A 12244-nucleotide genomic window follows, 5' to 3' on the forward strand; every position below is an offset into this window, starting at 1 on the left:
GACCATCCGGGCCCACCAACAATTTAACTTATTGATTTTGTTATATTTTATGACCATATTCACCTCGGCGTTTTGGACTCGAACCCCTTGAGCCTTCGGTATCTTGCAAGCAGGTGAAGAGCTTCGTGATTCCCGTTGCAATGAAGCGGTCATCAGCGCCTAGTTGGGTGGGGTTGCTGCCTAGCTGATAGGCCGGCAAGACCCAAACTCGTACAACTGGTGCCACCGGATCGCCTATTTTGTCAGTCGCGGAACCGGCAACGCGGTTGCCTATTCGTAGACGAGGCCTTTGCGCTGCAGGCGCTCGCGCATCTCGCTGACATCGAGGCTTAGCTTACCGGCTGCGTAAAGGCTTCGCTTTTCTTCTTCCATCGCCTCGCGCTTGCGGGCGGCTTCAAGAACCCTTCCCGCGGTTTCACGCGGCACGACACACACGCCGTCGTCATCGGCCACGATTACGTCGCCCGGCCGGATGTAGGCATCGGCGCAGACGATCGGCACCTGGACGTTGCCGAGCGTTTCCTTGACCGTCCCTTGTGCGCTGATTGCCTTCGACCAGACCGGGAAGGCCATGGAGCGCAGGGTCGAGACATCGCGCACGCCAGCATCGATGATCAGGCCCTTGATGCCTTGCGCCTTGGCCAATTCGGCCAGCAGGTCGCCGAAATAGCCGTCCTCGCAGGGCGAGGTCGGGGTCACGACCAGGATATCGCCCGGCCGCGCCTGTTCCAGCGCGACGTGGATCATCCAGTTGTCGCCCGGCGCGACTTCGCACGTCAGCGCGTTGCCGCCGATCCTGGCGCCATCGTAGATCGGTCGCAGCCGAGTGGCGAGCAGGCCTGTCCGGCGCTGCGCCTCGTGGACCGTGGCCACGCCGAGCTGGCCAAGAGCCTCGCAGATCTCGATCGGCGTGCGCTCTGTTTTCGTGACGACTCTGGCCATGGGTGTTCTCCTGGAGAGATGAGTAAAGCGTCTGACGCCGCGGCCGAACGGTGATCGTTGGGCGCGCTAGCGCCCTTGCGCCTTCAGCCGCGCATCAAGCCTCGGATAGACCTTTCGGACATTGCCTTCGAACACGGCTTGCCGCTCGGCATCGCCAAGTGAAAGCTTGTCGATGTAGCGCCGCGTATCGTCGAAGTCGAAGCCGGTTTCCGGGTCGATGGCCTTGACCGCTCCGAGCAACTCGGAGCCGAACAGGATGTTGGCCGGGCCGACGACGCGGAACAGCGTGTCGATGCCCGCCTGATGATAGACGCAGCTGTCGAAGAAGACGTTGCGCATCAGGTGCTCGCCCAGTCCGGGCCTGTCCAACATCATCGCCAGGCCGCGATAGCGGCCCCAATGGTAGGGCGCTGCGCCGCCGCCGTGCGGGATGATCAGCCTGAGATCGGGAAACGCGCTGAACAGGTCGCCCTGGATCAGCTGCATAAACACCACGGTGTCGGCGTTGATGTAGTGCGCGCCGGTCGTATGCAGGCAGGAGCTGCAGGAGCCGGAGACATGGATCATGGCCGGCACCTGCAGCTCGACCATTTTTTCGAAGAGCGGATACCAGTAGCTATCGTGGATCGGCGGCGCCGACCAGAAACCGCCGGACGGATCGGGGTTGAGGTTGCAGCCGACGAAGCCTAGCTCGACGACGCAGCGCTCGAGCTCGGCAAGGACCGGCTTCAGGTCGCCGCTCATCGATTGCGGCAGTTGGCATACGCCCGCGAAGTTGGCCGGGAACATGTCGACGATGCGGGCGATCAAGTCGTTGGAGATGCGCGACCATTCGGCATTGTTCTCGGCGCTGCCGATATGATGGCCCATGCCTGAAGCGCGGGGCGACAGGATGGTCAGGTCCGAGCCTCGCTCGCGCTGCTGGCGCAACTGGTTCTGCTCGATCGTCGCCCTGAGCACATCGTCGGCGATGCCGGGATAGGCGGGCATGGCGTCGCGCCTGCCTTCGACGAACTCGAGCTGCGTCTTGCGAAAGGCATGATGCTCCGGCGGTTCGCTGGTGTAGTGGCCGTGGCAATCGATGATCATTTCGTTCTCTTCACGCACAAGCTGGCGCATTGTCGATCCGCTGCGCCGTTCCGCGGTTGCCGGCAAGCGGCGGACGGTGAAGCCCGCCGATGCCGATGGTCCCGCCTACGGTTCGAGCACGTAGTTGGTGAAGCCGCCGTCACCGGAGGCGACGCCATTGATGGCCTCGTTGATCCGCTCTAGCGGATACGTCCGCGCCTCCAGCACCGAAAGATCGATCGCGCCGGAGCCCACCATTTCGGCGACCTCCATGCCCTCGGCCGTGGTCAGCCAGGCCGAGCCGAGAAGCTGCATCGAATTGTCCATCCACCATTTGGTGTTGAACAGCATGTCGCTGCCGGTACCGCCGATGTTGACGATGCGGCCGCCGCGTTTGACGCCCATCATGGCGTCCTTCATGGCATTGACGTCGGCGACCGCGCCGAGGCAGTCGAGCATGAAGTCGGCGCCGAGACCGCCGGTCTGCGAGCGGACCCAGTCGGCGACCTTGCCGTCCTGGTTGGAGAAAGTCTGGATCCGGTTCGGGGCAAGCTGCTTCAGCCGCTCGAGCAGGGGCTTGCCGCGTGCTACCGCGTAGACCGTCGAAACGCCCATGGCGAGCGCGAAGAGTGTCGCGCCGACGCCCAGCGTGCCGGTCGCGCCATTGATGATCAGCGACTTGCCGGCCGGTATGCCGAACTTCTTGAGCGCGGAATACGCCGTGCCGAGGTAACCCATGCGGGCCGCCTGCGGAAAGGTCATGTTGTCGGGGATCTTGACGATCGCATTCTGGGGCGCGCGCATGAACTGGGCGAAGCCGCCTTCCGGATAGCGCTTGTAGATCTCGAGGCTGTTCCTGTTGAAGCCGAAATAGCCGTTGAAGGTGAAGTATTCGCACTTCGCCTGATGGCCGCTGACGCAGGCATGACATGCGCCGCAGGAGCGCAGCGGATTCACATACACGCGGTCGCCGGGCTTGATCGCCACGACCTGCTCACCGACCTGATGCACGATGCCCGCGGGGTCGAGGCCGAAGATCGCGGGCTTCATCGGCAGCGGCTGATGCGGGTACCAGGTCTCCCAGTTGTTGAGCACGTTCGCGAGGTTGGGCACCATCCCGCACGCCTTGACCTCGACGACCACATCCGTGCCGGATGCCATCGGCTTCGCCACGTCCTCAACACGCATCGGCTCGTTCACGGCATGAAGCCGTGCCGCCCGCATCATTATCGTCATCGTCTGTTCCTCCCAATATGCCAGTTCGCGGAGATGTCTCGTTGACATTCCTTGTAGACTGTGGATACCGTATAGTATCTGGATTGGGTGACGCAAGAGCCGATTTCCACCGACGATAGCATTTGCGGGAAATGTCGGCGAACGCCGCATCGGTTGCGGCCTGGCGACAAACGCTTCGGCTCCGCTGGATGAGAGAACGTCGCCCGATATGGCAAACAAGGACGGGAGGAAGGGCCGGGCGGTTCCTTCGACGTTCTACACGGAGGAATCAGTGCCGGAGTTCATGCTAACGCCAATCGATCTCCTGCGCATTCTGTGCGGGGTCTGGTTCGTTCCGCATCTCGTCGGAAAGATCAGGAATTTCGAAAAGGCGACGAAGACGTTCGAAGCCGCCGGGCTGAAGCCCGGGAAGCCTTTCATCGTGCTGACGATAGCGCTGGAGGTTCTTGCTTCCGTTGGAATGGTGTTCAACATTTATCCGCGGTGGGGCGCCGCCTGCGCCGTGGCTGTCTTGCTGGGCGCAGCCTATGCGGTGGTGCGCATCAATGGACCGCGCTGGCGCTGGCAGCTGATGGGCCCCGAATACCCGATCTTCTGGGCGCTTGCCTGTATTGTTTCGGCCTTCTAACCTTCGGCCAATTCGGATACCAAAGGTATCCCGATGGATAGCTTGGAAGGATAGAGGATGGCGCGACTGACGCGCGAACAGAGCCAGGCTCTGACCCGTGAGAAGCTTTTGCTGTCGGCGAGCGAAGTCGTGGCTCGCGACGGCTATTCCGGCGCGACCATTGAACGTATCGCGGAAGAAGCCGGCTACTCGAAGGGCGCCTTCTATTCGAACTTCGAGAACAAGGAAGACATCTTCCTTCAACTGCTCGAGCGCCATGCCGGTGGCGACGTGGTCGAGCTCACCGGTCTGCTCGACGGCTATGATGACCCGAAAGAGATCATCGATACGATGTGCGATTGGGCCAACCAGCGGGCGAAGGACAAGCGGTGGGGAACGCTTGCCATCGACCTGTTGCGGATCGCCCGCCGCGACAACACACTGGAAGAGCGGCATCTGCGCCTGTTCAAGGACCAGTGGGAAGGTCTGGGCAAGTTGCTGTCCGGAAAGCTTTTTCCCCATGGCGGTTCCGATATCGAACCACTTTATGTGGGCGGCGTCGTTCTGGAACTCATCTATGGCGGTCTCTCCAGCTTCATGAAGGACGATTCGCCAGGCGAGATGGTGAGGGCTACGCTCACCTCAATGCATCTGGCCCACCTCTACCGCCACATGAAGCAGCCAGCCGCACACGGATAGGCGCTTCCGACGCGTTCCGGCCAGTCTCGCACCACCGATGCATCGTCATTTGCCGGATGTCGCCAGCATCGTCCGCAGCTGACACACGAGCTGCTCGGCCTCGCTTGCGTCAGCTGCCGTACCGAAAACCACATGGTCGGGCCGCACCAGGGCGGCGCGCGCGCCCTTCGAGGTCAGCCAGTCGACGAGGACGCGGTCCTCTTCCACCAGCAGCGAAGGGTAGGATTTCTCCTGCGCGACGCGATGCACGGCAATGCCCACCTCCCGCACCTTTTCCAACAGGCTGGGCGAGGGGTCCATGTCGCCGGCGATGAGAAGCTGGAATCCTGGCGGCAACGCATCGTCGAGCCGCATCCGGCCGAAAGGCCCGATAATCCAGGGTTGAGGACATGGCTCGCCGGCGCCAGGGCTCGGCGAGCCATCGATGTTGCTGGCGACAAGCCCATGGCTGATGGGCGGGAAGAGGTTCTGCCGGACCTGGACACCTTGGCCCGCTTGCATGGCCGCAGCCATCTCGGCATCGCGCGCCTGCGCCTTGTCCGGATCCAGCTCGCAGATGAACTGTCCCAGCCGCTTGGTGACGTCGATGACCTCGCGCATGAACGGCCTGCGCTCGGTCTGGTAGGTATCGAGGAGGTGCTCCGATCCGCCGCCGATCACATAGGCCAGCTTCCATGCAAGATTGGCAGCATCCTTGATGCCTTGCACCATTCCTTGCGCGAGAAACGGCGGGGTCATGTGGCAGGCATCGCCGGCAAGAAAGACGCAGCCCACCCGCCACTGCTCCGCAACAAGAGCGTGGAAGTTGTAGGTCGCCGAGCGCCATAGCCTGGCTTGATTCGGCCGGAGCCAGGGCGAAAGCAATTGCCAGATCCGCTCGGGGTGATTGATCTCGGCCGGACTTTCACCCGGCAGGATCATGAACTCCCAGCGTCGTAGCCGATCAGGCCCGCACACAAATGTGTGTGGTCGCGCGGGATCGCAGAACTGGACGTTGGTCTCCGGTAACGGCGCGCGCCGGTCCTCCAGTATCATGTCCACGACGAGCCACGGCTCGTCGAAGTCGAGGTCCTCCAGCGCGACGCCGAGGCTGCGCCGGATAAAGCTGTTCGCGCCGTCGCAACCGACGACATAGCGCGGGGTGCGCCTTGTGTGCCTGCCGCTCGCCTTGTCGCGCAGCGTCAGGACCGGTCTTTCGGGATTCTCAAGGCTGACGACCTCCATTCCTGTGCGCAACGCCAGGTTGGGGAACCTCTTGCCGTTGGCACGCAGAGCCCGTTCAAGCTCCGGCTGCAGGAAGGTCTGGTAGGGCGGCCAGGCAAGCGGGTAGGGCTCGGAAGGGGACTCGAACCGGCGCAACAAGGTCCCGTCGGCGGACCTGTATTCCGACGGGCGATATTGCCCCGTGGCCGCGGCCACGGCGTCGGCCGCGCCGATGTTCTGGAAGATCCGCATCACCTCGTGGTCCATGCCGATCGCGCGAGGCAGTGCATAGACGTCGTCAGCGGCGTCAACGCCTCCTACCCTGACGCCTGCTGCCGCAAGAAGATTGCACAAGGTGATGCCGACCGGGCCGAGCCCGACCACTACGACGTCCACCTCATCTTGCGTCATCGGTGAGACCCCCGTTGGTTTCGGTCCTCTGTTGACCGGCTTGGTGCGAGCTGCCGCGCGGCCATCACTGCAGGAAAGTCGGCACCGTGAGCCCCAGCCGAACGGCTGCATCGGCGAGATTCCTGGCCGTGCCCTTCGCCAGCGGGATGCCGTTGGCGGTGCGCTCCCGCCCGGTCTGGAAGCCGCGTTCGCCGGGTAGTTTCACGCCATCGGAGCCGGCTGCCGGATCGAGCGCATGGATCGCGCCGGCGAGGCTTTCCACCGAGGCGAGAAAGGACGACGGGTCGCCGAAGGCCGCGGGATCGATGGCAAGCATGAGGCCATTGAAGCCGCCTTTCTGCTCGCCGCGCAGGAACGGCGCGATGACGGCGTTGCCCACCAGCACGCTCGACAGGATTTCGATCATCAGCGACAGTCCGGATCCCTTCGGCCCGGCCATCGGCAGGATAGCTGCCACCTTATGCGGGTCCTGCGTTTCAACGCCGTTGGTGTCGATGGCCCAGCCTTTGGGGATCGGGTTGCCCGAATCCTTCGCCGCCATGATCTTGCCAAGCGCCACGGCGGCAGTAGACATGTCGAGCACGACCGGATCGGCGCCACCAGACCGCGGAACGGCGATCGACAGCGGATTGGTCGACAGGGCCTCGCCCTTCGCGCCAAAATAGCTCATGAGCGGTCTCGACGCGGTCATGGCAATGCCGATGAGCCCGCGTTCGGCCAGTTGGGTGGTGAAATAGCCGATCGCGCCGGCATGGGATATATCGCGGGCGCCGCACCAGCCGATGCCGAACGCTTCCGCCAGATCGCCGGCTTTGCCGGCCGCATGCATCATGGCGACGGCGCCCGGCGCCTTTCCGTAATCGAAGACGCAGGTCGCCCCGAACTCCCGGATCAGCTTCGGCTGTTGACCGGCGCGCACGACAGCGGTCTCGATCATCTCGATGTAGCGCGGGATCCTGAGGACACCGTGCGAATCCGCGCCGCGCAGATTTGCCCATACCAGCAGCCGCGCGCTCTGTGCCGCCTCGTCCGGCGTATAGCCGGCAGCATTGAGCAGCGCGGTCGCAAACTCGGTCAGTTCGCTTTCCTGGGCGACGGGCATGCCGAATGTCTCCTGGTCTGGCCGCATCAAGCTGTCGGCGTTGCCGGGAAGAATTTGTCGAGCCAGCCCTTGAGCATCATCTTGGTGCGTGGCGCGTCCTCCGGTGCGAGCGGGAAATGGGCCGTGCCTGTGATCAGCATCAGTTCCGCCGGCTGCCCGGCCTTCTCGAACAGGCGGATGGACTGCTCGGTCGGCGTGATGATATCGTCGGCGGTGTGGAAGAACAAAGCGGGCCGGGGCGCGATGTTGGCAACCACATCCTCCGCCCTGAAGTTCATCATGCTCCATGCCGTCTCGGTCGGGATTTCCATGATCGCCTTGGGCGACAGGTTCTTGCGCAATTTTTCCGGGATCGGCACAGCGTCGAACCGCGAGATCCACATGCTTTCGCCCGTCGCGCGCTTGTGCTCGCGCCCCTTCTCGAGCAGGCCCATGAAACGCTCCCAGGCTTCGGGGGTCGGGTGCTGGCCACGGAATTTCCGCTCGCCGTGACCCCAGCCACATGAGGAGATGACGCAGGCGAACCGCTCGTCGACGCCTGCCGTATAGACCGAAACCGCGGCGCCGAAGCTGTGGCCGGTGATGCCGATTCGTTTTGGGTCGATCTCAGGGCGCCTGGCGAGGAAGGTCAGCGCGTTCTTTGCGTCCGCGACCTGATCGAAGCAGCGCACCTGGGCGCGCTCGCCCTCGCTCTCGCCGCAGCAGCGGAAGTCGAAGCGCAGCGCGGCGTAGCCGAACGTCTCCATCATCTCCGCCTGGATCTGGGCGTGCGACTCGTCCTTGGAACCGACGAAGCCGTGGGAGACGATGAAGGCCGGCAGCTTCTGTCCGGGACGGTGGTTGTCGGGAATGTGCAGTACCGCCGACAGTTTCAGGCCGTCGGATTCGAACGTCAGTTTTTCCTGCATAGCAATCTCCTATCCGAAGCAGCGCCCCGCCCGAGTCGAGTTGCTTCGCCTTGCTTCCCTGTGTGGTCTGCCGCCGCGCCTTTCGGATCAGTCGAGCCTGGCGAATGGGAAATGGTGTTCGCGCCATTCCTGGGGTGCGGGAGACCCCCAGACATTCATCTGGCGGACGTTTCCTGGACGCTCCAGGTTGGTGATGACGTTGGGCACGAAATGGGCGTCGTCGGCGACCGTGTGCATGGCGCCGGAGCACTCGACCATCGCTCCGCTGGCATCCAGATAGTAGGCGTAGGTGTTGTCGCCCGGACGATGGCGGCCCGGCCCCCAAAGAACCTGGCGGTCGAACCCGTCGAGAATGTCGCCGAGCCGGCAGTAGTCGCTGAAGTGGCTGAATTCGAAAGAGTAGTGGTGAAGCCCGACCGGACCCTTCACCAGGCCCAGAATGTGATGCTGGCGATTGCCGCCATGCATCCAGCTCAGCGCCTCGTTGACCATCCGCTCGGTAAGCTGCATGCCGCAAATCTCGGAGAGCTGCCGTCTTGTGGCGACCGGGTCGGGCGTGATGAGATTGATGTGGTCGAGCCGCCGCGGCTTGATGCCGTTGGTCGGGTAGCGCGGATTGTACATATCGTCGCGCGCCGGGGTGTGAACTTCGAAGCGCAATCCATCTGGCGTCGCGAATGTCACGCCTGCGTCGCAGCAGGCCAGACTGGGTTCGTGCGAGAGGATCCTGCAGCCGGCATCGTCGACGCGCGCGGCGGCTTCCGCGACAGCCTCGGCGGTCAGCGCTTCGAGCCCGACCGTGTGGCAGGAATTCTCATCGGAGTGGAGAAGCACGAGTTCGGCCTTGCGGCCGTTCGAACTCAGCCATGTCTCGCCTGCATCCTGCCTGGTGACCCGCAAACCGAGGATCTCCGTCGAGTTCGTGGATCACGGCTTCTACGTCACGGACATTCAGCTTTATGTGACCGACCCCAAACACCAGGTGCATCACCATTCTCCTCTTGCGGCCGCTACTTGGCCCTGGCGACCTGCTTAGATCAAACTCGGCTCGATGGCAACAAATTTCGAAAATCGTATTTTATTACGAAATATTAGAACTCGAAGCTGTCTGCGACCACCGTGTTGCGCAGGGTTCCAATGCCCTGGATTTCGATCTCGACCTCATCGCCGGGGAAAAGGAACTCCGGCGGGCTGCGGCTGGCGCCGAAGCCCGATGGGGTGCCGGTAACGATGACGTCGCCAGGGTCAAGCGGAGCAAAGGTCGAGATGTAGGAGATCAGCCAGGGGATATCGAAGATCATGCGGTCGATCGCGATCGACTGCCTGGTCGCGCCATTGACCCGGCTCTCCAGACGGAGACGTGCCGGATCCGGAATCTCGCGCGCACAGACCATCCAGGGGCCGAACGCGCCGCTGTGGTAAAAGTTCTTTCCGGCCGTAAACTGGCTCGAGTGTCTCTGCCAGTCGCGTACGCTCCCCTCGTTGAAGCATGCATAGCCGGCGACGTACGCCATCGCTTCGGCGCGCGCGATCTTGTGTGCGCGGCGGCCGATGATCACCGCCAACTCACCCTCGAAATCCAGCTTGTCGGAAACCGCAGGCTTCAGGATCGCGCCTCCATGGCCGGTCTGTGCTTGCGCGTGGCGCATGAACAGCAGCGGGAACTGCGGCGCCGGCTTGTCATCCTCGTGGAAGTTGGTGGCGACGCAGAAGATCTTGCCTGGGTTGGGAATTGGCGGCAGCAGGCTGACTTCAGCCAGCGGCAAGGCTTCGAGATCGCGTTCATCGGGCGTGAGGTCGGGAAACCGGCTATCGAGATAGGCTTTGAGATCCGGCGGCGCGCCGGAAACGGAATCCAGCCGCAGGATGATTTCACCGTCAACCATTCCGTAGCCGGCACCGTTGCGTTCAGCGAAAGAAGCGAATTTCAAAGGCTCACCCATTTACGACGTACCCTGAAAGCAGGTACTCCCGACTCGGAGTAAACCGGATTTTCGAAAATAGGCAAGTCATCGTAGGAAGGGGCAAAGCAACCGATCTCAAGCCGAAATGGGGCCCGATCACTGCTTGGGCGCGGTGCCGAGCCTCGGTCATCGTCACAAGGTTACGAAAAATGATTGATATTTCGAAAAAACTATGCGACCACCGATCTGGCCTCGGGAGGAGGCCCATGTGTGCGCCGAAAAGCACGGCCTGCACTGGTTTGAGCGAACGGGAGGTATCGACGTGACAGCAATTCCGCAGACGATGAAGGTCGCGCGCATGCACGAGATCGGCGGCCAGCTGAGGATCGAGGAAGTGCCGGTCCCGAAGCTTGGGTCGATGGACGTGCTTGTTCGCGTCAGATCGTGCGGCATCGTGCCGAACCTCGCCAACATCCTGGCGATGTGGCCGACCTGGTTTCCCCACATGCCGCAGCCGCCGCTGCCCGCGATCTTTGGACTCGACCCGGCCGGCGAAATCGCGGCAGTCGGCAGTCAGGTCCACGCTTTGAAGCCCGGGGATCGCGTCTACGTTAATCCGGGGCGCTCCTGCGGCAGCTGCCGTCATTGCCGGCGCGGCGATACGATCTCCTGCCGCCACTACGCTTTCCAAGGTTATTTCGGCTTCAGTCACGATGCCCTTCAGACATTCGAAGACTACCCGGTCGGCGGCATTTCCGAGTACATGGCCGCGCCGGCATCGGCGATCGTGGCACTTCCCGACAACATGACCTTCGATCAGGCGGCGCGGCTCGGCTACATGGGCACCGGCTATTCCGCTCTGAAGAAAGCGCAGGTCGGTCCCGGCGACACGATCCTTGTCAATGGCATCTCCGGCACGCTCGGCATATCGATCGCGGTGTTCGGCCCGTCGTTCGGGGTCAAGAAGATTCTCGGCACCGGTCGCGACAGGAAGCTGCTGAAGGAGATCGAAGCGCTGGCGCCCGGTATCATCGAGACACATTCGCTGGACGACGGATCGCCCGACGAATGGGCGCGTTCCAGGACGGCGCAAGGCGAGGGGGTCGACGCCTTCATCGACTGCAACGGTCCCGGCACGCCGCAAGAGCCTTTCCTGGCGGGCCTCAGGGCGCTGCGCCGCGGCGGTATCGCCGTCGACATCGGCGCCGTGATGGGCGCGGTTCCCATCGACGTGCACATGATGATGGACCGCAACCAGCGTCTCATCGGTTCGGCATGGCTGACGACCTCCGAGGGTCAGGAAATGGCCGACCTCGTCGGGATCGGCAAGGTCAGCTTCGATCTCCTGGAAACCCAGGCGACGCCCATGAGCAAGGTCAATGAGGCCATTTCGGGTATCGCCCAGCGCCATGGCGGGTTCTCGAATTTTGTGATCCATCCGTAATTGCATACGTATGGGTATGCTGATACCGGATGGTATCCATGTTGTCTGGGAGGATCAAGACATGAACATTCGCCGCGTCGTCACCGGAAAGAACGCAGCAGGAAGATCGGTATTCATCAGCGATGGCGCCTCGCCACGCGAAATGGCGCTGCAGCACACGCCCGGCTTCGTTTCGTCCCCGCAGTGGAAGATCGACGGGACGCCGGATTTGACCAAACAAGGCGGCGTCGATCCGATGGCGAGCGAGAGCACGATGCTCGCTTCGGTCGGGGGTTCGGTATTCTGGATGATCACCTTTCCGCCGGACAGCGTGATGATGTCGCCCGATTGGAAGCCTGAGCTGGCGGGACCGGAGCATCTGAAGGCGGCGCCCGGCATCGCCGAGCGCTTCGAGATGGACAATCCCGGCATGCACCAGACGCCGACGGTCGACTACGTGACAGTCGTCAAGGGCCGGCTCGTCCTCGAGCTCGACGACGGCAAGGCCGTCGAGTTGAAGCAGGGCGATACGGTCGTGCAGCAGGGCGCGCGTCACGCCTGGCGCAATCCCTTCGCCCAGCCGGTGACGGTCTCGGTCGTCATGCTCGGCGCGACCACGGTCTAGGCGGCGGCACTCCCGGGCGGATCGTCTATCCGGCGCGGTCTGTCCCGGCACAAAGCGCGTCCCACACCTGTGCTCCGCTTGCGCGGCACGGCTTCGTCTGCCCCAGATTTACTGTC

Annotated in this window: 12 protein-coding genes; 4 read left to right on the plus strand and 8 right to left on the minus strand. The window is 62.9% G+C overall.

Features of this window, described 5'->3' with window-relative positions; all coding sequences use genetic code 11:
- Window positions 1-270: 270 nt before the first annotated feature.
- The 3 genes from AC1RUK_RS04905 to AC1RUK_RS04915 all read right to left on the minus strand — a co-directional run bounded on the left by AC1RUK_RS04905 (window position 271) and on the right by AC1RUK_RS04915 (window position 3246).
- Window positions 271-942 (minus strand): 4-carboxy-4-hydroxy-2-oxoadipate aldolase/oxaloacetate decarboxylase, encoded by a 672-nt coding sequence (locus tag AC1RUK_RS04905; RefSeq protein WP_481840192.1) that lies wholly within the window; start codon window positions 940-942, stop codon window positions 271-273.
- Window positions 943-1008: 66 nt separating this feature from the next.
- A complete protein-coding gene (locus tag AC1RUK_RS04910) occupies window positions 1009-2031 on the minus strand; it encodes an amidohydrolase family protein (protein ID WP_481839575.1) in 1023 nt (340 codons plus the stop codon).
- Window positions 2032-2136: 105 nt separating this feature from the next.
- Window positions 2137-3246: an alcohol dehydrogenase catalytic domain-containing protein gene (locus AC1RUK_RS04915; protein ID WP_481836555.1), complete on the minus strand. Its 1110-nt coding sequence runs from the start codon at window positions 3244-3246 to the stop codon at window positions 2137-2139.
- A gap of 283 nt (window positions 3247-3529) precedes the next feature.
- Between AC1RUK_RS04915 and AC1RUK_RS04920 the strand changes: the two genes are divergently transcribed.
- Both AC1RUK_RS04920 and AC1RUK_RS04925 read left to right on the plus strand, forming a co-directional pair.
- Entirely contained in the window at window positions 3530-3874 is a 345-nt protein-coding gene (locus AC1RUK_RS04920; RefSeq protein WP_481836554.1) for a DoxX family protein, read from the plus strand.
- A gap of 57 nt (window positions 3875-3931) precedes the next feature.
- A complete protein-coding gene (locus AC1RUK_RS04925) occupies window positions 3932-4552 on the plus strand; it encodes a TetR/AcrR family transcriptional regulator (protein ID WP_481836553.1) in 621 nt (206 codons plus the stop codon).
- A gap of 45 nt (window positions 4553-4597) precedes the next feature.
- On the opposite strand, the gene AC1RUK_RS04930 is transcribed toward AC1RUK_RS04925, so the two are convergent.
- The 5 genes from AC1RUK_RS04930 to AC1RUK_RS04950 all read right to left on the minus strand — a co-directional run bounded on the left by AC1RUK_RS04930 (window position 4598) and on the right by AC1RUK_RS04950 (window position 10062).
- Window positions 4598-6166, minus strand: coding sequence for a bifunctional 3-(3-hydroxy-phenyl)propionate/3-hydroxycinnamic acid hydroxylase (locus AC1RUK_RS04930; protein WP_481836552.1), 1569 nt, complete (start codon window positions 6164-6166; stop codon window positions 4598-4600).
- A gap of 64 nt (window positions 6167-6230) precedes the next feature.
- Window positions 6231-7268 carry an Ldh family oxidoreductase gene (locus AC1RUK_RS04935; protein WP_481836551.1) on the minus strand — a complete coding sequence of 346 codons (1038 nt, stop codon included), beginning with the start codon at window positions 7266-7268 and terminating at the stop codon, window positions 6231-6233.
- Window positions 7269-7294: 26 nt separating this feature from the next.
- Window positions 7295-8176 carry an alpha/beta hydrolase gene (locus AC1RUK_RS04940; protein ID WP_481836550.1) on the minus strand — a complete coding sequence of 294 codons (882 nt, stop codon included), beginning with the start codon at window positions 8174-8176 and terminating at the stop codon, window positions 7295-7297.
- Window positions 8177-8263: 87 nt separating this feature from the next.
- On the minus strand, window positions 8264-9076 hold the full coding sequence (locus AC1RUK_RS04945; protein WP_481840193.1) for a VOC family protein: 813 nt from the start codon (window positions 9074-9076) through the stop codon (window positions 8264-8266).
- Between the two features lie 191 nt (window positions 9077-9267).
- A complete protein-coding gene (locus AC1RUK_RS04950; protein WP_481836549.1) occupies window positions 9268-10062 on the minus strand; it encodes a fumarylacetoacetate hydrolase family protein in 795 nt (264 codons plus the stop codon).
- Between the two features lie 361 nt (window positions 10063-10423).
- Between AC1RUK_RS04950 and AC1RUK_RS04955 the strand changes: the two genes are divergently transcribed.
- Together AC1RUK_RS04955 and AC1RUK_RS04960 are read left to right on the plus strand one after the other, a co-directional pair.
- Window positions 10424-11524: an alcohol dehydrogenase catalytic domain-containing protein gene (locus tag AC1RUK_RS04955; RefSeq protein WP_481839574.1), complete on the plus strand. Its 1101-nt coding sequence runs from the start codon at window positions 10424-10426 to the stop codon at window positions 11522-11524.
- Between the two features lie 61 nt (window positions 11525-11585).
- Window positions 11586-12128: a cupin domain-containing protein gene (locus tag AC1RUK_RS04960; RefSeq protein ID WP_481836548.1), complete on the plus strand. Its 543-nt coding sequence runs from the start codon at window positions 11586-11588 to the stop codon at window positions 12126-12128.
- Window positions 12129-12244 lie beyond the last annotated feature (116 nt).

This window comes from Mesorhizobium monacense (assembly GCF_056781675.1).

Excerpts from the sequence above, each read along its gene's own strand:
- AC1RUK_RS04905 (WP_481840192.1), bottom strand. The coding sequence starts at position 942 with ATGGCCAGAGTCGTCACGAAAACAGAGCGCACGCCGATCGAGATCTGC.
- AC1RUK_RS04910 (WP_481839575.1), bottom strand. The coding sequence starts at position 2,031 with ATGATCATCGATTGCCACGGCCACTACACCAGCGAACCGCCGGAGCAT.
- AC1RUK_RS04915 (WP_481836555.1), bottom strand. The coding sequence starts at position 3,246 with ATGACGATAATGATGCGGGCGGCACGGCTTCATGCCGTGAACGAGCCG.
- AC1RUK_RS04920 (WP_481836554.1), top strand. The coding sequence starts at position 3,530 with ATGCTAACGCCAATCGATCTCCTGCGCATTCTGTGCGGGGTCTGGTTC.
- AC1RUK_RS04925 (WP_481836553.1), top strand. The coding sequence starts at position 3,932 with ATGGCGCGACTGACGCGCGAACAGAGCCAGGCTCTGACCCGTGAGAAG.
- AC1RUK_RS04930 (WP_481836552.1), bottom strand. The coding sequence starts at position 6,166 with ATGACGCAAGATGAGGTGGACGTCGTAGTGGTCGGGCTCGGCCCGGTC.
- AC1RUK_RS04935 (WP_481836551.1), bottom strand. The coding sequence starts at position 7,268 with ATGCCCGTCGCCCAGGAAAGCGAACTGACCGAGTTTGCGACCGCGCTG.
- AC1RUK_RS04940 (WP_481836550.1), bottom strand. The coding sequence starts at position 8,176 with ATGCAGGAAAAACTGACGTTCGAATCCGACGGCCTGAAACTGTCGGCG.
- AC1RUK_RS04950 (WP_481836549.1), bottom strand. The coding sequence starts at position 10,062 with ATGGTTGACGGTGAAATCATCCTGCGGCTGGATTCCGTTTCCGGCGCG.
- AC1RUK_RS04955 (WP_481839574.1), top strand. The coding sequence starts at position 10,424 with ATGAAGGTCGCGCGCATGCACGAGATCGGCGGCCAGCTGAGGATCGAG.
- AC1RUK_RS04960 (WP_481836548.1), top strand. The coding sequence starts at position 11,586 with ATGAACATTCGCCGCGTCGTCACCGGAAAGAACGCAGCAGGAAGATCG.